Genomic DNA, 26,008 nt, shown 5'->3' on the forward strand with positions numbered 1-26,008 from the left:
CGTCGAATCTTGCTCGCTTATTTATAGCGATTTGTCGATAGGACTATTTTTAATACTTCATTTAATATAGACAGCATATAACCATAACACAAGCGATAGCAATGACTCGAATGGCGCGATAATAGATAAAAGTTGAACTCATTTGTGATAAGTGCAACTATGATTCAGACTAGGTTGGGTAAAATATCAAGGTATAGAGGGTTTTATGGAGTTTTGGCATGGGTTTTTGCTAATCACTAGCGTTCACTTGCTGGCGGCCGCCTCACCAGGGCCTGATTTTGTGTTGGTCTCACAACAGACCTTAGCTAAGGGTCGGCGTACTGGTTTGATTTGTAGTCTGGGTATTACCTTGGGGCTGTCGGTGCATATCATTTATTCGGTGCTGGGATTGGCAACGGTGATTGCCCACTCGCAGCCGCTATTGACCGCGATCAAATGGCTGGGCGGTGGCTATCTGATCTATCTGGGGTGGCAAGGTATTCAGGCCAAACCTAAAAAGCCAGTAGAACTAACAGCGTCAGTAACGCAGGAAAACGCACCTATTGAGCATTTACAAGCAAAGCAAGACGCCTCTACTCATACCAAATTTACAACGCCTAACGATACTTTTACCACATTGCGCCGTGGATTTTTCTGCAATGTCTTCAACCCAAAAGCGCCTGTCTATTTTGTGGCGATTTTTACCCTTGTGCTATCGCCAGACATCCCACTTTGGCAATTGGCGATTTATGGCGTCTGGATGATGGTCTTACAGATGGCATGGTTTAGCACCGTGGTGATGCTACTCTCTGTCCCTGCAATTCATCGACGATTTCAGCGTTTTGAGCATTGGATCGACCGTGTGTTGGGGTCTGCGATGATCGTATTGGGGCTCAACCTGATCTTGCGTCATCGATAGGCCATCGATAACTTATTTGCGAGCGGTGAAATCTGCTACACTGCTGACTTATATCCATATATCGTAGCCTGACATTATGACAAGTAAGCCCATGACCCGTAATCCTGCCAATAGTAAACACAGAAACCGATCGCCTGCGACCGCCAAAAAACTCGGCCAATTGCATCCGCGCAATCCACATCAAGGTCGTTACGACTTTGCCGTATTGACTCGCGCGTTGCCTGAGCTTGCTGAGCATACCATCACTAACCCTAAAGGCGAGCCGACGATTAATTTCTCGGATCATCAGGCGGTTCGTACTCTCAACAAAGCACTACTGGCGCACTATTACGGCGTGAAGTTTTGGGATATTCCTGACGGCTATCTGTGTCCGCCAATCCCTGGGCGTGCCGATTATATTCACTATATTGCGGATTTACTCGCGCAGACCACGCACGTGAATGCCGACAACACACCGCCGATCGGTAAAGAGATTTACGCCCTTGATATCGGTACGGGTGCCAGTGCGATCTATCCGATTGTCGGTAGCCAAAGCTACGGCTGGCGCTTTACCGCAAGCGATATTGATCCGGTTTCGGTCAATACTGCCGCCCTCATTTGTGACGCCAATCCTAAGCTAAAAAGCGCGGTCAAAGTAAAGCTACAGCCTGAGCCTAAGTTCATCTTTAAAAACATCATTGATCGTCAAGATTATTTCGATGTGGTGGTGTGTAACCCTCCGTTTCACGCCTCATTAGAAGAAGCGATGGAAGCCAACAGTCGTAAGCAGCACAACCTGCAACGTCATCGCGGCAAAAATGAAAGCGAGCAAATCAGCCGTCATTCAACCAAGTCAGGTAACGCGGCGCAAAACCTAAACTTCGGTGGTCAGCATAAAGAGCTGTGGAGTGAAGGTGGCGAGATTGCGTTTTTGACCAAGATGGCAAAAGAGAGCCAAAGCTATGCTGAGCATGTCGGCTGGTTCACGACGTTAGTATCAAAATCTGAAAACGTGAAACCTTTACAACTACTATTAAAGCAGCTTAATGTCGCGCAAATGCGTATCATTGAGATGAGCCAAGGTCAAAAGAGCACTCGTGTACTCGCGTGGCGCTTTGATACCGACGAAGAATAGTCGTTGAATACATAATACGCCTAAGTTTCACGTGAAACAAAAAAGCACCGCTTTGATATTCAAGGCGGTGCTTTTTGCATAAAGGCTAAGTGAAACTCTATAGTCGAACCACTATTAAAGTGTTACAGCGTTAGACTCGTTTAGCCTACTACTGTAGTACTTGCACTCGTCTGCCTTGTACCACTTTTAATATTGATTGACTATAAATAGACTAGCCAAAGAACATGACTTTGATACCAATCGCAATCAGTACCACACCGCCCAATACTTCGGCTTTATCCTCTAGCCATGTGCCTGAGCGACGTCCCAAATAAACCCCAAGCCAGCCAAACACAGCCGTTACGACCGCGATAATCAAGCAAGCGAACCACGCGTTCAAGGCCAATAAATTTAGCGTAAATCCAGCTGTCATGGCATCGATACTAGTGGCAATCGCTAGCGTAAACATCGTGCGATGATTAATGACACTACTACCCACGTCAATATCGTCTTCGTCATCCTCACCACTGAGCACTTCGTACAGCATCTTGCCACCCAGCGCAATTAAGATGATACCGCCGATCCAAGGCGCGGCCGCCGCCAACCAACCCAGTAGCGCTGCACCCAATAAATAGCCAATGAACGGCATCACACCCTGCGCGATACCGAAATATAATGCGGCATAAATAGCGAGATGACGTACATATTGCTGGCTTTGTTTCTGTGACTTTGCGCCCAGTCCTATCGATACAGCAAACGCATCCATCGCGAGTGCAATCGCGAGCAGCACTACTTCAATCATGGTATTTTCTCTTAACTCGAATAGTAGGTATGATTAGCTTTATAAAAAAGGTTTCATGTGAAACAAAAATACCGCTTCGTCTATCGAAGCGGTATTTTTATACATTGTTACTGATCAGTTTCAAAATTAGATATCTAGATTTGAGACGGTTAACGCATTTTCTTCGATGAAGACACGACGCGGCTCGACATGATCACCCATCAAGCAGGTAAACATATGATCAGCGGCAATCGCATCTTCGATAGTGACACGTAGCATACGACGGTTTTCTGGATCCATCGTGGTATCCCATAGCTGGTCGGCGTTCATCTCACCTAGACCTTTGTAGCGCTGGATAGCCAGACCACGACGCGCGTCGAGCATCATTTGCTGCCAGAGATAATCGAAGTCACGTACTGGGATATCTTTAGTCGTGCCCGCACTTGCTTCACGGCGGATAAAGGCATCACTCTCAAGCAGGGTGTTCCATTCGCTTGATAGACGTAACAGTTTGCCATACTCACTTGAGTTGATAAAGCTAGCATCTAACAGATAATGGTGTGCCAGTTGATGCACATAGACTGTGACACGTGGTAGCCACTGCGCCTTAGTAGATAAAGCCTCATTGTCTGATGCTTCGCCTTCTGCGGTGCTTGTGGCCTCAGTGCCAATTGCAGGTGTCATACCCAATAGATCGGCAGCCGCTGAATCCATATCTTGTGACTGCGGTGCATGAATATTGACCAACTCAATCTCAGGATTTAACTCACTACCAAAGACGTCAAGCTGAGCCTGCATGGCTTTTTGCCAGTCCTGCATCGCAGACTCATCATAAGTCATATCAACGGATAGCTTTGGCGTATGCGTCAACGCATCCAAGATGACCGCTGGGAAGCGAATCTGCAAACGCGCTTTGATCAGCTGAGTTTGGTTATAATCATTCAGCAATGATTCAAGCGCTTGCCCTGTAATAGCAGGCGCATCCGCACTAACATGTAGCTTGGTACTATCAATGGTTGATGACAATAGATACGCTTTTAGCGCCTCATCATCTTTGAGATAAAGCTCTTGACGACCCTTTTTCACTTTATATAGCGGCGGCTGGGCGATATATACATAGCCACGCTCGATCAGCTCAGGCGTTTGACGGAAAAAGAATGTCAGCAGCAGGGTACGAATGTGTGAGCCATCCACATCGGCATCGGTCATGATGATGATTTTATGGTAGCGTACTTTATCTGGATTATACTCATCAGGGCCGATACCACAGCCAAGTGCCGTGATCAGGTTACCCACTTCAGCGGACGATAGCATTTTGTCAAAACGTGCACGCTCAACGTTCAAAATTTTACCTTTTAGCGGCAAAATCGCTTGAGTCTTACGGCTACGACCTTGCTTCGCTGAGCCACCTGCAGAGTCACCCTCCACAATATATAGCTCAGATAGTACTGGATCTTTTTCTTGGCAGTCAGCCAACTTACCCGGCAGACCTGCAATATCCAGAGTCGTCTTTCGGCGAGTCATCTCTCGCGCTTTACGGGCCGCATCACGCGCACGAGCAGCTTCCATGATTTTATTAGCAATGGCTTTACCAGCGCTTGGGTTTTCTAGCAGATAATCATTGAACTTATCATGCATCGCTGATTCGACAGCAGATTTCACTTCACTTGAGACCAGCTTGTCTTTGGTCTGGCTTGAGAATTTTGGATCAGGCACTTTCACCGAGACAATAGCCGTTAGACCTTCACGAGCATCATCGCCAGTCGCCGCGACTTTTTCTTTTTTGAATAAATTCTCACGATCCATGTAGCTGTTTAAGCCGCGTGTCAGGGCTGAGCGGAAACCTGATAAATGCGTACCGCCATCTTTTTGCGGAATGTTATTGGTGAAACACAATACTTTTTCGTTATACGTATCGGTCCACTGCAGCGCGACTTCGACACTGATACCATCGTCTTGCTGACTGGTAAAATGGAATACTTCATTGATACCGTCTTTACCTGCATTGATATAGCTGACAAACTCTAGTAAGCCGCCTTTATGCTCAAACTCACGACGCTTATCAATACGCTCATCGGTCAGAACGATACGCACACCGGAGTTCAAAAATGACAGCTCGCGTAGGCGTTTTGCCAAAATATCATATTCAAAGACTGTGCCGGTGAATACGTCGCTGCTTGGATAAAAGCGGATTTGCGTACCGGTTTGATCGGTCGCTTCCATCTGCTGAATATCAGCGTCAGGTACACCATCAGTATAGGTCTGACGGTAATGATAGCCTTCACGCCAGATATTCATCTCAAGCTTTTTAGACAACGCATTGACGACCGATACCCCAACACCATGCAGACCGCCTGAGACTTTATAGCTATTATCATCGAACTTACCGCCTGCATGCAGGACTGTCATGATGACCTGCGCCGCTGACACCCCTTCCTCTGGATGGATATCGACTGGTACACCGCGGCCATTATCCATCACACTGACAGACTCGTCTTCGTGAATGATGATATCAATCTGATCACAGTGACCGGCCAGCGCCTCATCAATAGAGTTATCCACGACCTCAAAGACCATATGATGCAAGCCTGTGCCATCGTCAGTGTCACCAATATACATACCAGGGCGCACGCGTACAGCCTCTAGCCCACGTAGTACACGGATATCCTTAGAACTATAATCAGAAGGTAATACTTCTGAAACTACAGTAGATACAGCGGCTTCAGTAGCACTGTCGTCTATCAATTGCTCGTGGTCAATAGGTAATGAATCACTCATGTACATTCCTTAATCTAGCCATAATCAGCCGTTTTTATCAGCGCACTTATAAAAATGCACCTCATGATGGCATCTTAAAACCAACTTCTATTATTCATCACTTAGAGTGCATATGAGCGGCTAAACTACTAACCACCGTTAGCCTAAAAAAGGCTGCATAGAGATAAAATTGGCAAATTACTTATTAGTAATAGTCTTTGTTTTTCTAGCCATTGTTAAAACTATTGAAATAAATAAAATACTTAATTATCAACTACTTATAAAGAAATAAAAAATAGAAGTCTATTATATGATGCTATCGAATAAATTGCTGAGAACAGGACAAAAATAAAGGGTTATTTTAGCATTTTTTTGTCTGTAAGTCACTGTTTACTGGGAGTTTTACGACTTATGAGTCAGTGTCTCTACCTAATAGCTAGTATAAGTAATAGTCGTGACTGTGATACTCAGTAAAGGACGCATAAAAGGCGTTATAAGTAGGCAGGAAAATGCTTAAAGTGATGATAAGCGACTAAGAATTAATCAGCAGATTTAATCAACAGACCATATCTGGCCTTGTTTCACGTGAAACAATCTAGGTTTTGACCACAACTCATTAACCAGAGGTACGATATCATCCGTCAAGCTGGTCATGAACACCTGACAAGGCAGCTGCGCTAATGTTGATAAAAGAATACCTATCGCCCTATCGTCTAGCTCTGCGGTGATGTCATCTAGTAGCACGACAGGGGTCGCTCTCGATGTTGAGTTATTATCGAACGAAGCGCTATCTTTATTATCATTGAGTAGTAATGGTAGTTGTGATAAGCGTAGCGCAGTAATAAGCAGCTTCTTTTCACCGCGGGACAATACATTTGCTGCCTGCTCTTTTAGAGTTGGTAATTTAGCATTTACCTCATGGTTTGAGGACGCTGTATTTGTATTTGTCGCCTGACTATTTATAACATCATCAGACCGTACAGTATTATCAGAGCGCCAATGTACGTGGATATCAGCCCGATGATTGCCTATACGGGTATATCCTAACTGTAAATCCTGCTCTAATCGCTCATTAAGCTGTACATCAAGCGCGACATTAGTGTCATAGCCAGCGTTATAACTTAGACTCAATTTCTCAGCATAAGACGGCAACAATTGCAGAACACTTTTGGCAAAATAAGGCTGCCACTCAGTAAATACTTGCTCACGATAATGATGTATCAATGCCGCATGATTACTTAGTCCTTTATCCCAAGACTTTAGCTCAGCTAGCTGGACTTGAGTCAATTGACGAGTCTTTTTTAGTAAACTATTGCGCTGTTTTAACAGGCGTTGATAGGCGACCCATTGTGGATGAAAACCTTGTTTCATGTGAAACACCAACCAATCTAATAGCTGGCGACGACTGGCACTACCCTGCTCTAACATATCCATCGTTGAAGGATCTATCAGGAGCGTGGGCAGCTGCTCAGTCAATATACTTTGATTGTAGACAGTCGCTTGATTAAGACGCAGAATGGTTGTCGCATCTGCTTGTTTTTGAATGGCTAACGTACGACTATCATTGAGCTTAGCATAGACCGTTGCATGGTTTTGATGATGCTGTATATAACGTTTTGGCTGGTGATGGCGAAAGCTTTTGCCTCTCGATAATAAGAATATCGCTTCAAGTAATGAGGTCTTGCCGCTACCATTTGCACCGATGACAACGTTGCAAACAGTAGAATGTATGTTGACTTGTGTGAGGTTGCGCAGATTTGATATTTGTAGACGTTCAATCATGATATCGATAGCCGCCCATTATTTTCAGCTTTCAAAGCAAGCAAAAGTTTATTTAAATTTAAGCTGTCCGCGTAAATACTTAAAAGATGCTAGCGCGGTTCAATGCTGTATGATGTGCAAAAAATCAGACTATATACGCATCGGCATGATGACGTATTGATGGAACTCATCATTAAGCTGATTGACCAACACTGAAGCATTCGATTGGCTCATATGCATCTGCAAATCACCTTGAATAACACTTAGCACATCTTGTAGATACGCAGCATTGAATGATAACTCCATTGGTTCGCCCTGATATTTGGCTTGGATCATCTCCACGGCTTCATCTTGCTCAGCATTGTTGGCACGTACCTCTACCATACCATCACTGGCAAAATTAAAGACCACACCGCGCGACTTCTCGTTACTCAAAATCGCAACCCGGCGTAATACGTCAGTCATTTTTTCTTGATTAAATAACGCGAGCTTATCTGTATTGCTTGGCATGACGCGGCGATAATCAGGGAATTTGCCATCAATCAAACGGGCAGTAAACGTCACCATTAGGTTTTGGCTGACTTGCCCTGCACTATCTACATCGCCAAATGGTAAGCTCACTTGCAAAAACTCACGCCCAAAACTCAGCGTCACTGCATTGTCCTTATCCCCTAGCATTTTGCCAAGCTCAGTCGCCAAACGCTCAAGCTCGATCACTGCCTTACGTGGCAAGATAGCCTGCATGCTCAGATCAGCACTCACATCTATAACGCTACGTGCCAAGGCCAATCTATGTCCGTCAGTCGCAACGGTCGTCAGCTGCTGCTGTGAAACATCAAACAGCATACCCGTCAAATAATAACGTACATCTTGAATTGCCATCGCAAACTGAGTTTTGTGAATCAAATCTGTCAATCGACTACGGCTGATGTTCAACGGCGTGATATTTTCAGGATTGCCCAAGCTTGGATAATCTTCACTTGGTAAGGTGCCTAGCGTGAAACGGCTCTTGCCACTGGTAAGCAAACAACGCTCATTCGCTTGAGTCGCTAGGTTAACTTGGGCTTGTGCAGGTAAAGACTTACAAATATCTTTTAGTTTTGTTGCAGGTAGCGTCGTTGTTCCTGCTTCAACACAAGCACCAGCAGGCAATTTCAAGGTCGATGTCAGCTCCACTTCTAAATCTGAGGCTGTCAAGATAAGCTCGGACTCTGATAACTGCAGCTTAATATTACCCAATATCACCATATTATGGCGTTTATCAGCGGCTTTGGCGATCAAGTTGATAGCTTTTAGTAACGATTCTCGATTGATCGATAATTGCATGCTTAGTTACTCTTATTTGAATGATTTTTTATAAAAATTTGACGTAATCGTCTAATAATACCTTGTCTACCGACTATAATCTACAGAGCATCTATCTGCTTATATTTTCAATATTATAAACGATATTTTCTCCCTAAAATACAGTGAAGACTTACTCTACTAACCTGCCTGTAACATCAACGCTAGCGTCTTATAATCCTTGTCAAACGCCGGATCTGCTGCTCGTAATTCATTTACTTTATCGCAAGCGTGCATCACTGTAGTATGGTCACGTCCACCAAATGATTGACCAATTTCAGGAAAACTATCACCTGTTAACTCACGCGATAAGGCCATCGCTATTTGGCGAGGTCTGGCGATGCTACGCGTACGTTTACGCCCCATAATGTCTTTCACCGTTACATCATAGTATTCAGCGACTATTTTTCGGATATTATCCATATTTACGGCTTGTACACGCATAGCGACGATGTCTTTTAACGCGTATTGCACCATCTCAAGAGTAATCTGTGCACCTGTCAAATTAGCATTTGCAAAAACTTGATTGAGAGCACCCTCCAAACGTCTGACATTGGATACCACGTTTTGAGCGATAAATAATGCACACTCTTTAGGCAGCACCATGCCATAAGAAGCGGCTTTTTTCTGCAAAATTTGCACGCGAGTATCAATCTCAGGAGGGTCAACTGCGACTGTCAATCCCCAAGAAAATCGCGATCTAAAGCGTTCATCAAATTCCGTCATTTGTGATGGATGACGATCAGAAGCCAAAATCAGTTGTTTGTCACCACTAGTAAAATCTGCAAACAATGTTAAAAACTCATTACTGCTTTTGGTCTTTCCGGCTAAGACGTGAATATCATCTACAATTAATAAATCTACTTTTTTTATTTTCTTTTTAAAATTTTCTATTTTATTATTTCTTAATGAATAAACTAATTGGTTTATAAATTTTTCAGAAGTAAAATAATAAAAACTTTGATTATTTTTTAGATAACGATGTGCTACAGAATGCATTAAATGCGTTTTTCCTAATCCAGAAGGTCCATATATAAATAAAGGATTGTGTCGATTTTTTGATTGTTTTTTACCAAGCTCGTAACAAGCTTTGTAGGCCAGATTGTTCGACTTACCAGTGACAAATGTCTCAAAAGTAAAGTCAGGGTTGAGATAGCTCAGTGATTTAGCATCAGCCGAGTCGTTTAGTTCTCCCTGACGCATATTAGCGTCGATATCTGCTTTTGAATTATTATGATGGATAGATTCAAATTTATGCTCAGATGGAGTAGGGGAGGGCTTATCCTCCAAAAATAATGAGCCTGATTTTGTCTGCTGACTATCGTCTACCTCACGTCCAGCATTATCAACACGGACAACAACCTCCTCAATGCTACCTTGACTGTGCTTAGCAACCAATTGCTGAATATCTTGAAGATGGTTCTTTTTGATATACGTGACAAAATAATCATTAGGCGCAAGAATGATCAGAGTTTGTGCTTCTTGATAAGCTGATAGAGGCCTCAGCCACATGGTAAAAACGTTGTCTTTAACGTTATAGCGCAAATCGTTCAGACATTTATCCCAAATATTTGCTGTGTCTATCATGAAAAATACTAACCCTATAATTTGCAATAATAATTAACTTTAATAGCCTGACCTTCTACAGAAATACTTGGTATCAACAGTGATTAACTGTGTCAAAAGTCACACTGGAAAGTTATGAGAAGCCACACACGAAGTAGGGGCTAATCTAACATAAATACCCTGTGGATAAAACCTTGTTTTTTGGGGATAAGACTGTGGATAGTTTTGTGGATAACTCTACAAGATAAGTTATCCATATTTAGCCCACAGGTTATCCACAACCTTACCCATAGCCTAGTGTTTTGATAAATAAGGATAAAGTGGAGTTAGCCACAGATAAGTAAAGCCCCAATAACAACAACTCTATATATATTAATTAATTATTATTATAGATTTCATGCAAAACTGTGGATAACTTCAGAAATTATTTACTGTCAACTAAAAACACTGATTAAACAAAACGGAAGTATTGAACAAATAATATCTAGCAATCTGATAGCAGAAACTGAATCTCTGAAAACAGGCTAAATTAGTTTATTGACCAAAACTATACTGGATGGTATAATCCTCCGTTATTACGAATTTAGTCCATTATTTTGATAGGTGAGTTATGAAACGTACATTCCAACCAAGCGTGATCAAGCGTAAACGTACTCACGGTTTCCGTGCTCGTATGGCAACTAAAAAAGGCCGTCAGGTCTTAGCTCGTCGCCGTGCTAAAGGACGTCATCGTCTAACTGTATAATCAGTAGATAGCGATAAGCATGGCTAATATTGCTTGTTGTGCTCCTATTGTTTATAGATTGCAATAGTCAATCATCACAACTGACACTTAGCCATATATTAAAAGCGCCCGCATCGGCGCTTTTTTTGTTTCTATATTTTGCTATTATCTTTAATATCGCCATTCCCTATCATATTAGGTCATACCATGCCCAAATCTCTTTTAGCTACACCTACAGCCAATTTTACTAAAGAGCAGCGCCTACTGACACCAGCAGCTTTTCGTGAAGTGTTTGACGCACCTGAGCGTAAGATACATCAGAGCCACTTGATGGCGTTTGTGAGACCCAGTGCCTGTGACAAGCCACGTATCGGTATGGCGATTACTAAGCGTAAAGTGCCTACTGCTGTCGTTCGAAATTTGATTAAACGACATATCCGTGAGCAGTTCCGTACAAAAGCTTTTAAATTAGAAAATAAAGATATTGTTTTTATAGTAAAAAAATCGATAAAGGATATTGATAATAAAGAATTAAAAAAAGAAATAAATAATATTTTTAAAAAAATAGAAAAAAAATAAAATGAAAAAATTATTAGTTTTAATAAATAAAATAATTTTTGTTTTTATATTAAATATAATAAAATTTTATCAAAAAATAATTAGCCCTATCATACCTGCTCGCTGCCGTTACTATCCCACCTGTTCAAACTATGGTAAACAAGCTTTGGCGTGGCATGGCACTCGTGTAGGTAGTTGGTTGCTGTTAAAACGTCTTAGTAAATGTCATCCGCTTGGTGGACACGGCATTGATTTTGTCCCGCTCCCTTTATCTTCTTATCGGTATCAATATATACCTTCTACAACGAGTAGCGATAGTAGAGGATGGGGTGTTTACCGAGATCGTCAGGGGTATGTGCCACGTCTTAACTACTTAATGAAGACAACATAAAAATCATAACTTCGGGCTTTAGATATCATCTTCAATGACTTACCCACAAGTTATCCACACTCTTGGTATCATTTGAAGCAGATTTTTAGTAAAATGATGCACATTTTATGTAAATGACTCTCAACGCGGTTATCGATCATGATGATAACTATGCAATACAGTCATGACACATGCCCTAATTTTTCATTCCCTAATTTTTAATCTAGGAAAGGTTTATGCAAAAGATATTTCGGGTGATGATCATCATTGCGATGCTAATTACCGCTTATCTGCTGATTTTGGCATGGCGAGATGATTATGCCGATGCACCAGCTGTAGAAGCAGTGCCAGAAACTACAAGTTCAGTAGGTGCTGACATTCCTTCTACCACTGGTGCCGCAGGCGATATTCCGGTTCAGACCCTACCTGTGGATAACGCAGCTGTGACAGCGACCCCTGCAAAGGACACAGGATTAATCACGGTAACAACCGATCGCTATGAAATCAAAATCAACCCAGAAGGCGGTGATATTGTCTATGCTGCGCTCAAGCAGTATGACGCGACGCTCGATAGCGATAAGCCTTTCGTATTGCTAGAAAACAACAGCAACCGTGTATACGTGGCTCAGTCTGGCTTGATTGGTCAAAATGGTATTGATACGGCAGAAGGCCGTGCGATTTATAGCCACACCGCCAACAATTATGTAATGGAAGCAGGGCAACAGACATTGTCAGTACCGCTTACTTACAAAAAAGATGGCGTGACAATCACCAAGACATTCACCTTTACTGAAAACAAATATCCGATCGATATTAGCTACAAAATTCAAAACGCCTCTACCAATGCGTGGCAAGGTCAGATGTTTGCGCAGCTAAAACGCGACGATAGTAAAGATCCTGGCATGTCTGATAAAGGCGCGCTGAGCATGGCGACTTATCTAGGTGGTGCGTGGGGTACGCCAGATGATCCATACAATAAACTGAAGTTTAAAGACTTCAGCGATGGTGAGTTGACGACGACCAGTGATAAAGGTTGGGTTGGCATCGTACAGCATTACTTTGTCTCTGCATGGACGCCTGAAAACTTCACGGGTAAATTCTTTACCCGCGAGACTGGTAACGACTACTTTATCGGCTTTAACAGTCAGCCAGTCAATGTCGCACCGAATAAGCAAGTGACGTTGGATGCCACACTGTACGCAGGTCCAAAAGTACAGTCTGAGCTAAAAGATGTGGCAGTTGGTCTGAATAAGACGGTTGATTACGGTTTATTGTGGCCAATATCGAAAGTCTTGTTTGCTATCTTGGAAGGTGTGCATAAAGTTGTGGGTAACTGGGGTTGGTCAATCATTATCCTCACCATTTTAGTCAAAATTGCTTTGATGTGGTTCTCTAATAAGAGCTATTATTCAATGGCAAAAATGCGCGCTATTGCGCCGAGACTAAAAACGCTAAAAGAAGAGCATGGCGACGACCGCATGAAAATGTCGCAAGAAATGATGGCCATCTACAAAGAAGAGAATGTCAATCCGATGGCGGGTTGTCTACCTATCTTGATGCAGATGCCAATTTTCTTAGCTTTGTATTGGGTGCTCGTAGAGAGTGTCGAGCTGCGTCATGCGCCTTGGATTTTGTGGATTCGCGATCTTTCAGCCATGGATCCTTGGTTCATCTTGCCGCTATTGATGGGTGTTTCCATGTTCATCCAGCAGCAGTTGAATCCGCAGCCAGCAGATCCAATGCAAGCAAAAGTGATGAAGTTCTTGCCAATTATCTTTACCGCATTCATGCTATTCTTCCCAGCAGGTTTGGTACTATATTGGACAGTGAACAACTTGTTCAGTATGACTCAGCAATATATTGTAAATAAGAAAGTCGAAGAAGAGCAGAAACGTCGCACGGTAAAAATAGTTGACTAATTGACGCTCTATCAGAAGGATAAAAACAAAAACCATCGCGCAAGCGGTGGTTTTTTTATAAGTGCTAAAATGTTATCCACAGCTTATCAACATTAAAGAGAAAATATCAACGATTAGGCCGCGTTTCAAAGTTTGCTTTGTCACTATGAGCACAGACGTCTATAATGGGATTTTTAGTTATTGAGAGTTATTGTGGATTCCTTAGAGATGGCATTAGCCACACCGAATCATTCTGAAAAATCTAATACATCGGGACTCGCCACGATTGCTGCGATTGCAACGCCACTCGGGCGAGGGGGTGTGGGTGTTATACGTCTGTCAGGTAGCCGTGCTTACGCCATGGCCTGCGCGCTGACGGGTAAATCTGCTTTTACGCCGCGTATGGCTAGCTTCTGCCGCTTTTATCAGGCGGATGGCACCGTTATTGATGAAGGGCTCGTACTGTTCTTTAAAAGTCCGCACTCATTCACGGGTGAAGATGTGATTGAGCTGCAAGGGCATGGCGGCGTTATTTTACAGAACCAGTTGCTTGCACGTGTATTTGAATTAGGCGCCAAACAAGCGAGTGCCGGAGAGTTTTCTTATCGCGCTTTTGATAACGATAAGTTGGATTTGGTGCAGGCAGAGGCGATCGCTGATGCGATTGATGCGACCAGTGCGGCGGCCGCGAGTAGTGCGATTCGTTCACTAAGTGGTGAGTTCTCCCAAAAAATAAACCAGCTATTAGAACAGTTGATTCATTTGCGCTTGCACGTTGAGGCTGCCATTGATTTCCCTGATGAAGAGGATGTCGATTTTTTATCTGACGGCGTGATACAGAGCAAACTTGAGCAAACGCAAGATAAGATACAGCAAGTCTTAGCCACAGCAAAGCAAGGTCAGCTCTTACGTGATGGTATCCATGTTGTCCTAGCAGGTAGGCCAAATGCTGGTAAATCAAGCCTGCTAAATCGTCTAGCAGGGCAAGAACGTGCTATCGTGACCGATGTCGCTGGCACCACGCGTGATACGTTACAAGAGACGGTCGTGCTCAATGGTTTGACACTTCACCTTACCGATACGGCAGGCTTACGTGATACAGAGGATACCGTAGAGCGTATCGGCATTGAACGTGCCCGTACCGCCATTACCCAAGCTGATATGCTGCTGATGGTTTACGATGTGACTCGCGATGTTGAAGAAGAAAGCACACCGTTGCAATTGGCTGAGCAGTTATTCGGCGAGCTGCCAGATGCCAAACGCTTACTCATCATTGCCAATAAAAGTGATCTACTGAGCGATGATAGTAGCGAAAAATCTGCCTCTACGATGCAAGCCGAAATCAAAGATAGAGGCTACGAACAAGTTAATGTTTCATGTGAAACAGGCGCTGGTATCGATAATTTAGTCGAAGCACTATGCGCTAAGGTAGGTTTTCATCCACCAGAAAATAGCTTAATCGCTCGTACTCGTCATATAGATGCTCTCAGACGGACAGCCAACTGTTTAACAGAGGCGCATGAGCAGTTAACGGTATTCCAAGCAGGTGAGTTGGTTGCTGAAAGCTTGCGTCAGGCCCAGCAGAGTTTGGGTGAGATTACAGGTGAGTTTAGTGCTGATGATTTGCTTGGCAAAATATTTGGTAGTTTTTGTATTGGTAAATAACGGTTGAATAACTCTATCTATTACTCAATACATTTGTCTATCTCATAAGTTTTGCTTTTATTCTTAGTCATAAAAGAAGGAATTGCTATGCACTGCCCGTATTGTAATGCATCAGAGACAAAAGTGATTGACTCACGTCTTGCTGCAGAAGGTGCGCAAGTGCGTCGCCGCCGTTCATGCAACAGTTGCCAAGAGCGTTTTACAACGTTTGAGATGGTAGAAGTGGTGATGCCAAGGATTATCAAATCCAGCAACAAGATTGAACCTTACGACAATGAAAAGCTGCGTCGGTCTATCTTATTGCCTTTGCAAAAGCGCCCCATCACTATCGATGAGCAAGAAGCAATGATCAGCCGAGTTGAAAAACGCGTCAGACAGATGGGTGAGCGTGAAATCAGTAGTAAAGTCTTGGGCGAAATCATCATGAGTGAGCTAAAAACTTTAGATGATGTTGCCTATGTGCGCTTTGCTAGCGTCTATCGCGACTTTCAAGACATTGATGCTTTTCATCAGGAAATTGCCAATATCCGTCCAAATGACAAATAAGCTGGTACATCAATAAATATGTCTAACTATTAAACTGATTTTGAGTTCAAAGCGCCTAGATTATTAAATAAAATTGTCCGTAATTATTATCAATCATTCATAAGCCTACTGTTATGCCAACTATAAATCACTCTCAAGATGCGCAAGATCGCTACTTTATGATGCTTGCTATCGAACAAGCTAAGCTCGGTTTATATACTACTAGGCCAAATCCAGTAGTAGGTTGTGTCATCGTCCAAGCTGAAGAAGTGGTCGGTCAAGGGTTTCATCCGAAAGCTGGTGAGCCACATGCAGAGGTATTTGCATTAAAAGTAGCAGGCGATCGAGCAGTGGGCGCAACGGCTTATGTGACTCTAGAGCCATGCAGCCATACAGGGCGTACACCGCCGTGTGCGTTGGCACTTATTAAAGCTAATGTAAAGCGTGTTGTGATTGCCGGTCTAGACCCCAATCCACAAGTGGCAGGTCGCGGGGTAAAGCTACTTAAGCAAGCTGGTATTGAAGTGACGGTTGGCATACTGACGGAGCAGGCAGAAGCATTAAATCGCGGGTTTTTAAAAGCCATGCGGACTCAGATGCCATATGTCAGATTAAAAATAGCGACTAGCCTAGACGGTCGCACCGCGATGGCATCTGGTGAGTCAAAATGGATTACATCAAACGCAGCCCGCGAAGATGTGCAAAAGATACGCGCACGAAGTGGGGCAATCATAACCGGTAGTGAGACAGTGATAGCTGATGATCCGCAGCTCAACGTGCGTTCAAATCAACTAGGCGTATTACCCGAAAAAATACCATCACCTCAGATTATAGTGCTCGATAGACGTCAGCGTTTAGAGCACAGTGCTCAGTCTGATTATCAATTGTGCCGCCGTACAGATACGATTTATTGGCGCACAGACGATCTCACTGATTTACTAGCAACATTAGTCAGAGACCATCAGTGTTATGATGTCTTGGTGGAGGCGGGTGCTGGCGTTGCGGGAAGTTTTTTGAGTCAGCAGCTCGTCGATGAATTGATTGTTTATCAGGCGCCTTGTCTACTTGGTGATCAAGCGCGACCAATGGTCAATTTTAATCCTATCTCACTGGCTCAACAGTTGCGCTTCGATATTTATAATTATGAGAAACTTGGTTCTGACCTTAAATTAACGCTATTGCCTTTGTAGGTTTCTTATTTGTGTTTTTGTTATCCGCAATATGCTTATGATGTGAACTATATGTGGATAAGTACGTTACCATTTTAAATGTTCCACATGAAACTGTGTATAACTTTGTTCCACATGAAACATAAAAGCTGATTATTTTTGAGTTTTTATGATAAATTATATATTAATCAATAACTTATGTTTTTTAAATCTTACGTTGCGAGCGCTAAACTAAATTTAGCCTCATTGTGGATAACTCTATAATTAATAAAGACTTTAAGAATATTCTATTGACTTATACTTACTTATCCACAATATATCCTATGACCGCCTGCATTTACCGTGTGTTTCACTGCGAAGTGTACTCAGAAAGACAGTACTAAGAAATTTGGTTAAGTATTTGATAAATAAAGTGATGTGTTTATAGCAGCATTATAATAACGAGATGAGGATGATATGTTTACTGGAATTATAGAAAGCGTTGGAACCGTAAAATCGATGCAACCAACGGGCGGTGATATACGCTTAACAATAGAGTCTAACGACCTAGATTTTAGCGACGTAAAGCTCGGTGATTCTATTGCATCGAACGGTATCTGTTTGACCGTTGTAGAGCTAGGTAATAACCATTACTCTGTTGATGTTTCACGTGAAACTATTGCTCGAACAGCGCTAGAAGCATTAAAAGCAGGTCATACGGTCAATTTAGAAAAAGCGATGCTACCAACGACTCGTTTTGGTGGCCATATTGTTGCCGGTCACGTGGATGGGGTAGGCGTCGTCAGTAAACTACAGCAAGACGCACGTTCTATTTATATTGAGATTGAGATACCACAAGAGTTGGCGCACTATACAGCGACCAAAGGTTCTATCACGGTAGATGGGATTAGTTTGACTACCAATCTGGTACGTGACAATATCGTTTCTTTAAATATTATTCCGCATACCGCTCAAGTGACTAATATTGCGAAACATTGGTTGGTAGGCAGTAAGGTGAATATAGAGGTGGATATCGTTGCACGCTATTTGGAGCGTTTGCTAAATAAATCACAATCTGGTGGTATGAATACTGCAAATCCTCAAAGCCAAATTACAGAAGCTTTTTTAGCAGATAATGGCTTTATGAAATAACGTTTGAGGCTGTACTTACCTGTTTAAATATTCACCCTGTCCATATTACGAAATCAAAGTATAGTCAATCCACTATAAAAGCGTTACAGCGTTAACCTCGCTTGAAGTATGACAGATACATCTGCACTCGGTTGCCTTGTACCGCTCTTAAATTGAATCAACTATAATGTTGAGAGGGTGATTTTTTTATTAACGTTTAGGGTATAAAGCTTTGTAGAACGGTTTCTAGATCCTTTTTACGAATAGGCTTGGATAAAAACTCATCCATTCCCACTTGCATGCACGCCTTGCGATCCTCTTCTGTATTATTCGCCGTTAGCGCGACAATAGGTATATCGTCGTCTTGTGCGCGGATTGCCTGAGTAGCTTGTAGACCGTCCATGACTGGCATCCGGCAGTCCATCAAAATGAGGGAGATCTCCTCACGCTGGCTGGCTAATATATCAAGCGCTTGCTGACCATCTTCTGCAACGATACTGCGATAGCCAAGTTTAATCAGCATTTTGCAGGCTATTTTTTGATTGGTTGGGCTATCTTCCACCACTAAGATAAGGGGTGATAATGGCTGCGAACTTTCTTCTTGAGCAGTTGTCTCGCTAATGTTCTCTTTAATATCTTGTGTTTGTGTTAGCTTTTTTCTAGCTGGCATTGTCAAGCGCAGGATTTCAGACAGTAATAGCGCACTATCTAAAGGTTTTGCCAAAAAGCCATCGCATTGATCGAGTAACATAGAGGGTATACGGCGCTCAGGTTTCATACTAAATAGTATTTTAGGTAAGGATGTATGAGCGAGTAGGCTATTTAATGCCTGCCGTCTATCGATGCTAATGACTATGTGATTGCTGTGCGTTAAATGGGGTTTTGTGAGGTCAGCCTGCTCTTGTGATAATGAGTTTTGATGTTTCGCTGAGCTGTCAGTATCGGGCTTATTACCAACTAAGATCGCGCTGGTATCATAGTACTCATAATCTAGTAGAAGTATGGGTGCCAAGCTTTGCTGATCTTGACTTAGGCGTTCTGTTAATTGCTCTATAGTCGCTAGGTCTACAGCAGTATAAATAGTGCTAGATATCGCTAAGTGCTCACAAAGCCGCTGTAAATGTTGCGCGACAAGCGGCTGGTGGACGACCGCGATTAGGCAAATATGATTTAGGTGCTGACTAGGATGATATACCGACTGATAGTTTGGGCGTCGGCAAGGCAAATAAAGGTTGAACACGCTACCTTCATTCACGGTACTGGTTAGTTCTATAAAGCCGCCTAGTAGTCGCGCAAAGCTATTGACGTTTTTTAGTCCCAACCCTGCATCGATAGCATTTTGCGCTACTGGGTTGATATCTTGGCTATGGGGTTTATTTAAGTACGACAAGAGCTGATGCTGTTTGGCAGATGTGATACCGATACCAGTGTCCTGCACACTAAAGCGCACCCAGCAACTCACTGCATCTGCGGTAAGGTTTTTATTGATAGACTGTAAGGTCTCTTTGTTAGCCTCTGACATTTGCTCGTAGTCAGTTTGTTCTATAATAAGTGCGACATATCCGGAGGGGGTGAATTTTACGGCATTATGCAGTAGATTCAGCAAAATCTGCCGGAGACGCACGTCATCAGTACCAATAGAGCGTGGACAGTCTGGGGCAAAAAAGTAAATCAGCTCAAGCTCTCTTTGCCTCGTATCATTTATGATTAGCTCATTAACTTCCTGACCAAGCTTATAAATATCGACGGGCTCAATATTAAGGCGGGTTTTTCTAACCTCGATATTTCCTATATGTAGCGTCTCGTTGAGTGCGGTGAGCATGTTCTGACTGGTGGTAATCAAAGTATCTAATGTTTTGTTTTGTCTTGCATTCAATGTGTTCGGATCGATTGGCTCAAGGATATCGATCATAGCTTCTAGCGGTATGCGCAACTTATGACCGATGACAAACCTAAGTTTATTGAACTCATCAACCTTTTGCTGTAGCTGTTTATTTTGCTGTTGCAACTGCTCGTTCTGATTAACTAGCTCACTGATATCATTAAGCATTACCGTAAAACCATGAACTTGTCCATGCTCACCGAACCATGGAGTGGCATGCAACTGGTAGTTTTGTTTGTTTTGTATTCCGTAGACGGTCAATGTACGCGAGACTTGTAAACCAGCTAGCGTTTGAAGTATGTGCTGAGTAGCCTCGTCTTTGCCCATGACGAAATCAGTGATTATATGCCTGTGTCCGTTTTTGGTAGAAGGTGTAAATATTGTTTCAAAGCGTTGGTTATAGAAACTAATCTGACCATGACGTAAGCTCATCAGCATTGGCAGTGGTGCCTGATCAACCAAGCGCTCCAAACGATGATTTAATGTTTTGATACGTCGATAGTCGTTGTGTAGCTGATAACTGACACGGCTCAGTGCATGACCTAGCAGCAAAAACTCAGTGGTGGACTTTTCTTGTAAAAAGGGCGGCGGCGTATAAGACTCTTTTGCATGAACACTTAAATTATCAGTGTAAGCTATTAGCTGCTCCCAGTTGGTTCGACGGTGGAGCATGTAAAATAAAGCAATAAAAAATAGTATCAGAGCCACCGTTAATGGTAGCCAATAACGGTACGAGGTCCATTCGACAGTCAAAGGCTCATAGCGCAACACAATATAAACCTGATGACCACTTTCGAGCTTTATCGTTCCTGTTAAAGCACTACTACTGACTGTATAAGCACTTTGATTGTCCTTAGAAAAAGTGGCGGCATTGACTGTTGGAAACGTTACTGTCGTAAAAGCTGATTCATTAGGTCGAGTCTTACGATGGATATAGGTTTGCCCAGATGGCATCATCAAAATAAGCTGATAACTGATATGGTCAAAAGCAGGCTGTTTTAGGATTTTTTCTATTTCTACATCGATAGGCGCGGCATGCTCAGTAATACTGTACTGTAATGCATGAAAAGTATCTATACTGTGTTGTTCGCTATGATGTCTCAACCCATCAAAAAACGTGACATAGTACAGCAATAGCATGACCAGCAAGGTCGATGCATAGAAGATCAATAATCGCTGTAAGGACTTAAACTGTTGCATGAGAGCATGGCCCTATATCGACACAAAAACATATAGTGAAATCATCATCGTTTGTTATAGTAATTGATTTATTCAAAACCTTGGTGCTGATACCTTTTTATTATCTATAGCAGAATAATAGTGTGTTATTTATAGAGTATTGCTGAAGAAGTATTTTTATTCTATAAAAAGGTCGATAACTAGAGCAATGACACTTTTTATATTATAAAGGCAAAAATCGTCATTAGTCATACTGGATTGAGACTACCACAATTATGGCACAACATCGTAAACTCACCTATAATGGGCAAATTAACCTTATATAATGCAAGACTATGACTACTGCCACTTTTGATCTGTCTAATACATCTATAAACAATAATAAACTATCTACCGAGCGACTAAGGGTGGTATTTGCAGGCACGCCTGAGTTTGCTGCCATTAGTCTAGAAGCGCTCATTCGCCAGCAAGACGCCCTTAATATCGATATTGTCGCAGTATATACCCAGCCAGATCGCAAAGCAGGACGCGGCCAAAAGCTATCAGCCTCTGCTGTCAAAGAAGTGGCATTAGCGAACGATATTGCGGTAGAGCAGCCAGTCACCTTCAAAAAATCCAGCACAGAGGGCATGGCAGCACGACAGACGTTGCGTACGTATCAGCCAGATCTTATGATTGTCGCCGCCTATGGTTTGATTTTGCCTATTGGTGTATTGACCACACCCACGCATGGTTGTCTAAATATTCATGCCTCATTGTTGCCACGTTGGCGCGGTGCCGCACCTATTCATCGTGCATTATTAGCAGGTGATGATGAGACAGGTATCACCATCATACAGATGGATAAAGGGCTTGATACTGGTGATATGCTCTATAAGGTGAGCGCTAGTATAGAGCCTGATGAGACGGCAGCGAGCCTACATGATAAGATGGCAGCGCTTGGTGCGACGGCTATCGCAACAGTATTAAAAGAGTTATCACATTATCAATCACAGGCCGTTGCCCAAGATGACAGTCAGGCAAATTATGCCGAAAAGCTCGTAAAAACCGAAGGCGAGGTTGACTGGACAAAGCCCGCTGCTACCATCGAGCGCCAAATTCGTGGATTGACCCCGTGGCCAGGCGCTTATACCTTTCTAAATGGGCAACGCGTCAAAATACTCGCGGCACTACCCATCAATACCACGCAAAAAACAGATAAGCCTGCGGGTACAGTCGTGAGTGTCGGGCGCAAGGCAATTTTGGTGGCTTGTGGTCAAGAGGCTGAACAACCAAATGATAATGCCGCTCATGACGTACAACTCAGCAACACATTGGCGATAACTAAATTACAGTTTGCTGGTGGTAAGCCGATGACCGCGGAACAGCTTTGTCATGGTAATCAGCTAAACGACGGTGATCAATTCACAGCAGAATCAAAATAGCTTCATCTAAATAGCTTTAACGACATTTAACCCTACTAGCACAAGACGCGATCAATCATACGTCAAGGAACTACAACTTCATGAGACAAACCAATAGCGCGTCTAAAAACAATGCACCTAGAAACAATGCACTTAGAAACAACAAGCTCAAGCCATCAAGCAATCTAATCATGAATGGCAGCGTTCGCGTTCGCGTGATTCGTACCTTGCTTGCTATTCAAAATGGTCATTCGCTCTCAAGCGTGCTTGACCCATTACTAAACAGTCTGCACGATGGTGATAAAGGTTTTGCGCATGCTTTATTGCTCACAACATTACGCCAATGGCATGCCCTTGCACGATTGCTCGACACGCTAGCGGACAACCCTATTGACGAGGTCGAAGTTCGTACCACAATTCAAGTGGGTTTGGTGCAGTTACTGTATTTGGAAGTGGCAGATCATGCCGCGATTCATGAAACGGTTGAAGCGGCAAAAGAGATTGAGTTTGCCCATGCAACTGGTTTAATCAACGCTATTTTGCGCAAAGTCGCTAAGAACCCAAGTAAATTTCGTAAAAAGTGCGATAAAAAACACAGCTTACCGAATTGGCTTGCCTATCAGCTTAAGCAAGATTGGAGTGAGCAGTACGATGCGCTGACCCAAGGCTTACGCCAAGTGGCACCGATGTTTTTGCGAGTCAACTCTGCAGTTACTTCAGTAGAGGATTATCAACAGTCGCTGTATGGCGCAGAAATTGATGCAGATATCGTTGAGCTAACGACTGGTTTTAACGTAGCAAACTCGTCAGAGACTACTACAATACTATCGACCAAAGGCTTAAGACTGCATCAGACTACCGCTGTCAATGCTTTGCCTCATTTTTTCGAAGGCATTGCCAGCGTGCAAGATATGCATGCTCAGCTTGCGGCACCTATCATCAATAAAGCGTTAATGGCAAAGCTCAACGCTGAAAAATCTGATACGGAAAATACCAATAACGAGATACATATTTTAGATGCTTGCGCGGCGCCTGGTGGCAAGCTTGCCCACTGGTTGCAGTTACTCAGCTCAAATGACTCTTCATCGTTGTTTCACGTGAAACAAGATGATGCGGAAGCAAAGCCTTTAGCTTCTAAACTCAAGCTGACCGCTATCGATAATGAAGCACCGCGCATCGAACGCATCTATGACAATCTACAGCGTCTCAATCTCAAACAGCAAGACTTAGAGCAAGCTGAAAAAAATATCGCCCTTAACGTTGTCTGCGCTGATGCCACCAGATGGCAGCATGGTAAAAATAAAAAAGCTGCGACAAATGAACCAGTATTCGATGCAATATTATTGGATTCTCCTTGTACCGCAACGGGCGTGATTCGCCGTCATCCTGATATTAGTATTTTGCGTACCGAAAAAGACATCGAGCAAACCGCCTTGCTACAAGCCGATATTTTGCATAACCTATGGCCACAATTGAAAGCTGGCGGTTATTTGCTGTATGTCACGTGCTCTATCTTAAAGCAAGAAAACGTCGAGCAAATGCAGGACTTTATCACTCATCATAATGATGCGGTAGCGATTGAGTTTACTGAGGACTGCAATTGGGGTATTGCCCAAGCGATTGGTCGCCAGTGCTTGCCAATCGATAGCGAGAGTGGCGATGGTTTTTATTATGCGTTATTGCAAAAGACTGCTGAATAAACCGCTTTTAACTATTGAATAACATTATTGTAGACAGGACAATCTAATGAAATATATCAGTACTCGTGGTCAGACAGCACCAATGGACTTTAGTGAAGTGCTATTAATGGGGCTTGCGCCAGATGGTGGCTTGATGTTGCCTGAGCATTACCCGACCGTTGACGGCGCTGTCCTTGATGAGTGGCGTACGCTGAGCTATCCAGAGCTGGCACTTGCGATTATGCAGCGCTTTGCTACAGACATTCCTTATGCGGATCTAAAAGACATTATTGATCGCACTTATACGGCTGATATATTTGGCTCTGATGACATTGTTCCTGTCCGCAAGCTCGAAGACAATTTATACATTTTAGGATTATCAAACGGCCCAACGCTGGCATTCAAAGACGTGGCTATGCAGTTCTTGGGCAATGCTTTTGAATATGTCCTCAAAAGAAAAGGGGCGCGTATCACTATTATTGGCGCGACCAGTGGCGACACGGGTAGTGCAGCTGAGTATGCCCTGCGCGGTAAAGAAAACGTCGAAGTCTTTATGCTATCACCGCATGGCAAAATGAGTGAGTTTCAGCGCGCACAAATGTACAGCTTGACCGACGATAATATTCATAATATCGCCATCGACGGTATGTTTGATGACTGTCAGGATATCGTCAAAGCGCTGCAACAAGATGCTGACTTTAAAGCTCAGTACGACTTGGGCACGGTCAACTCTATCAACTGGGGACGCATCCTCGCGCAGATCGTTTATTACTTTAAAGCGTATTTTGCGGTGACGACAAGCAATGATGAAAAAGTCAGCTTTAGCGTTCCTTCAGGTAATTTTGGTAATATTTGTGCCGGTCACATCGCTCGTGAAATGGGCTTGCCCGTTGAGCGTTTGATCGTCGCCACCAACGAAAACGACGTCCTCAATGACTTCTTCAATCAAGGGTCTTATCAGCCGCGTCCTACTGACAAAACGTATGTCACTTCAAGTCCATCAATGGATATCTCAAAAGCCTCAAACTTTGAGCGTTTTGTTTACTTGTTGCTGGATAAAGACAGCGCACGCGTTCATGAGTTATTTGACGGTGTAAAATCAGGTCAAGGCTTTGACTTGTCTGATTTGATGGAGGCGGTCAATACGCGTTATGGCTTTGCTGCTGGCAAATCAACCCATAGCGATCGCTTAAACACGATCAAAGCATTGTATGAACAGCATGGCGAACTTGTCGATCCACATACGGCTGATGGGATAAAGGTTGCCAAAGAATTGCAGCGTGAAGGCGAAGTCATTATCTGTGCAGAGACGGCCTTGCCTGTTAAGTTTGCAGACACTATCATCGAAGCAGTGGGGCAAATCGACATTCAGCGTCCGGCTCACACGGAAGGCTTAGAGAGCCTGCCACAACATGTGACTGTACTAGAGAACAAAGCTGAATTGGTTGCTGAGCAAATTCGTCAGCATATTGCGCCAAATCCAGCATAAGCGATAAACGTTTTGAGTTCATCTTCTATAGATAGAAGCGTTTGTATAAAAGTTACACCATTGTAATAAAGTGTTTATGATTGTGTTATGGTATAGATAATTGTAGTATTAGAAACAGCGTCGGCGAGTCATCATGCTGCTAGACGCTTTTTTGGAA

At 43.1% G+C, this 26,008-nt stretch carries 19 protein-coding genes; 13 read left to right on the top strand and 6 right to left on the bottom strand.

Going from position 1 to position 26,008, the window contains the following annotated elements:
- Positions 1 to 205: 205 nt before the first annotated feature.
- Both GYK50_RS00245 and rlmF read left to right on the top strand, forming a co-directional pair.
- Positions 206 to 898 carry a LysE family translocator gene (locus tag GYK50_RS00245; protein ID WP_212564052.1) on the top strand — a complete coding sequence of 231 codons (693 nt, stop codon included), beginning with the start codon at positions 206 to 208 and terminating at the stop codon, positions 896 to 898.
- A 76-nt stretch (positions 899 to 974) separates the two neighbouring features.
- Entirely contained in the window at positions 975 to 2,012 is a 1,038-nt protein-coding gene (gene rlmF / locus GYK50_RS00250; protein ID WP_212564053.1) for a 23S rRNA (adenine(1618)-N(6))-methyltransferase RlmF, read from the top strand.
- Between the two features lie 211 nt (positions 2,013 to 2,223).
- Here rlmF and GYK50_RS00255 read toward each other — a convergent pair whose 3' ends face one another.
- The 5 genes from GYK50_RS00255 to dnaA all read right to left on the bottom strand — a co-directional run bounded on the left by GYK50_RS00255 (position 2,224) and on the right by dnaA (position 10,221).
- Entirely contained in the window at positions 2,224 to 2,793 is a 570-nt protein-coding gene (locus GYK50_RS00255; RefSeq protein ID WP_212564054.1) for a manganese efflux pump MntP, read from the bottom strand.
- 126 nt (positions 2,794 to 2,919) lie between these two features.
- Positions 2,920 to 5,550 (bottom strand): DNA topoisomerase (ATP-hydrolyzing) subunit B, encoded by a 2,631-nt coding sequence (gyrB, locus tag GYK50_RS00260; protein ID WP_212564055.1) that lies wholly within the window; start codon positions 5,548 to 5,550, stop codon positions 2,920 to 2,922.
- A 531-nt stretch (positions 5,551 to 6,081) separates the two neighbouring features.
- Positions 6,082 to 7,311, bottom strand: a complete 1,230-nt coding sequence (recF, locus tag GYK50_RS00265) for a DNA replication/repair protein RecF (protein WP_212564056.1) — start codon at positions 7,309 to 7,311, stop codon at positions 6,082 to 6,084.
- 129 nt (positions 7,312 to 7,440) lie between these two features.
- A complete protein-coding gene (gene dnaN, locus GYK50_RS00270) occupies positions 7,441 to 8,616 on the bottom strand; it encodes a DNA polymerase III subunit beta (protein WP_186475341.1) in 1,176 nt (391 codons plus the stop codon).
- Between the two features lie 159 nt (positions 8,617 to 8,775).
- Entirely contained in the window at positions 8,776 to 10,221 is a 1,446-nt protein-coding gene (dnaA, locus tag GYK50_RS00275; RefSeq protein ID WP_212564057.1) for a chromosomal replication initiator protein DnaA, read from the bottom strand.
- Positions 10,222 to 10,810: 589 nt separating this feature from the next.
- On the opposite strand from dnaA, the gene rpmH reads away from it, so the two are divergent.
- The 8 genes from rpmH to GYK50_RS00315 all read left to right on the top strand — a co-directional run bounded on the left by rpmH (position 10,811) and on the right by GYK50_RS00315 (position 18,240).
- Entirely contained in the window at positions 10,811 to 10,945 is a 135-nt protein-coding gene (gene rpmH / locus GYK50_RS00280; RefSeq protein WP_007394757.1) for a 50S ribosomal protein L34, read from the top strand.
- Positions 10,946 to 11,131: 186 nt separating this feature from the next.
- On the top strand, positions 11,132 to 11,503 hold the full coding sequence (gene rnpA / locus GYK50_RS00285; protein WP_093070245.1) for a ribonuclease P protein component: 372 nt from the start codon (positions 11,132 to 11,134) through the stop codon (positions 11,501 to 11,503).
- Between the two features lies 1 nt (position 11,504).
- Positions 11,505 to 11,873, top strand: coding sequence for a membrane protein insertion efficiency factor YidD (yidD, locus tag GYK50_RS00290; RefSeq protein ID WP_093070248.1), 369 nt, complete (start codon positions 11,505 to 11,507; stop codon positions 11,871 to 11,873).
- Between the two features lie 215 nt (positions 11,874 to 12,088).
- Positions 12,089 to 13,771 carry a membrane protein insertase YidC gene (gene yidC, locus GYK50_RS00295; protein WP_093070251.1) on the top strand — a complete coding sequence of 561 codons (1,683 nt, stop codon included), beginning with the start codon at positions 12,089 to 12,091 and terminating at the stop codon, positions 13,769 to 13,771.
- A gap of 207 nt (positions 13,772 to 13,978) precedes the next feature.
- Positions 13,979 to 15,415, top strand: coding sequence for a tRNA uridine-5-carboxymethylaminomethyl(34) synthesis GTPase MnmE (mnmE, locus tag GYK50_RS00300; RefSeq protein WP_093070253.1), 1,437 nt, complete (start codon positions 13,979 to 13,981; stop codon positions 15,413 to 15,415).
- An 87-nt stretch (positions 15,416 to 15,502) separates the two neighbouring features.
- Positions 15,503 to 15,961: a transcriptional regulator NrdR gene (nrdR, locus tag GYK50_RS00305; protein ID WP_071002667.1), complete on the top strand. Its 459-nt coding sequence runs from the start codon at positions 15,503 to 15,505 to the stop codon at positions 15,959 to 15,961.
- Between the two features lie 113 nt (positions 15,962 to 16,074).
- On the top strand, positions 16,075 to 17,130 hold the full coding sequence (ribD, locus tag GYK50_RS00310; protein WP_212564058.1) for a bifunctional diaminohydroxyphosphoribosylaminopyrimidine deaminase/5-amino-6-(5-phosphoribosylamino)uracil reductase RibD: 1,056 nt from the start codon (positions 16,075 to 16,077) through the stop codon (positions 17,128 to 17,130).
- Positions 17,131 to 17,565: 435 nt separating this feature from the next.
- Positions 17,566 to 18,240 carry a riboflavin synthase gene (locus GYK50_RS00315; protein WP_071002669.1) on the top strand — a complete coding sequence of 225 codons (675 nt, stop codon included), beginning with the start codon at positions 17,566 to 17,568 and terminating at the stop codon, positions 18,238 to 18,240.
- Between the two features lie 196 nt (positions 18,241 to 18,436).
- Here GYK50_RS00315 and GYK50_RS00320 read toward each other — a convergent pair whose 3' ends face one another.
- Positions 18,437 to 21,301, bottom strand: a complete 2,865-nt coding sequence (locus tag GYK50_RS00320; RefSeq protein ID WP_212564059.1) for a response regulator — start codon at positions 21,299 to 21,301, stop codon at positions 18,437 to 18,439.
- Positions 21,302 to 21,615: 314 nt separating this feature from the next.
- Here GYK50_RS00320 and fmt point away from each other — a divergent pair, with 314 nt between their 5' ends.
- The 3 genes from fmt to thrC all read left to right on the top strand — a co-directional run bounded on the left by fmt (position 21,616) and on the right by thrC (position 25,851).
- A complete protein-coding gene (gene fmt, locus GYK50_RS00325) occupies positions 21,616 to 22,704 on the top strand; it encodes a methionyl-tRNA formyltransferase (protein ID WP_212564060.1) in 1,089 nt (362 codons plus the stop codon).
- Positions 22,705 to 22,784: 80 nt separating this feature from the next.
- On the top strand, positions 22,785 to 24,383 hold the full coding sequence (locus tag GYK50_RS00330) for a transcription antitermination factor NusB (RefSeq protein WP_212564061.1): 1,599 nt from the start codon (positions 22,785 to 22,787) through the stop codon (positions 24,381 to 24,383).
- Positions 24,384 to 24,429: 46 nt separating this feature from the next.
- Positions 24,430 to 25,851, top strand: a complete 1,422-nt coding sequence (gene thrC / locus GYK50_RS00335; protein WP_212564062.1) for a threonine synthase — start codon at positions 24,430 to 24,432, stop codon at positions 25,849 to 25,851.
- The last annotated feature ends 157 nt before the right edge of the window (positions 25,852 to 26,008 follow it).

It is taken from the genome of Psychrobacter pacificensis (genome assembly GCF_018336615.1).
Classification (GTDB): domain Bacteria; phylum Pseudomonadota; class Gammaproteobacteria; order Pseudomonadales; family Moraxellaceae; genus Psychrobacter; species Psychrobacter pacificensis.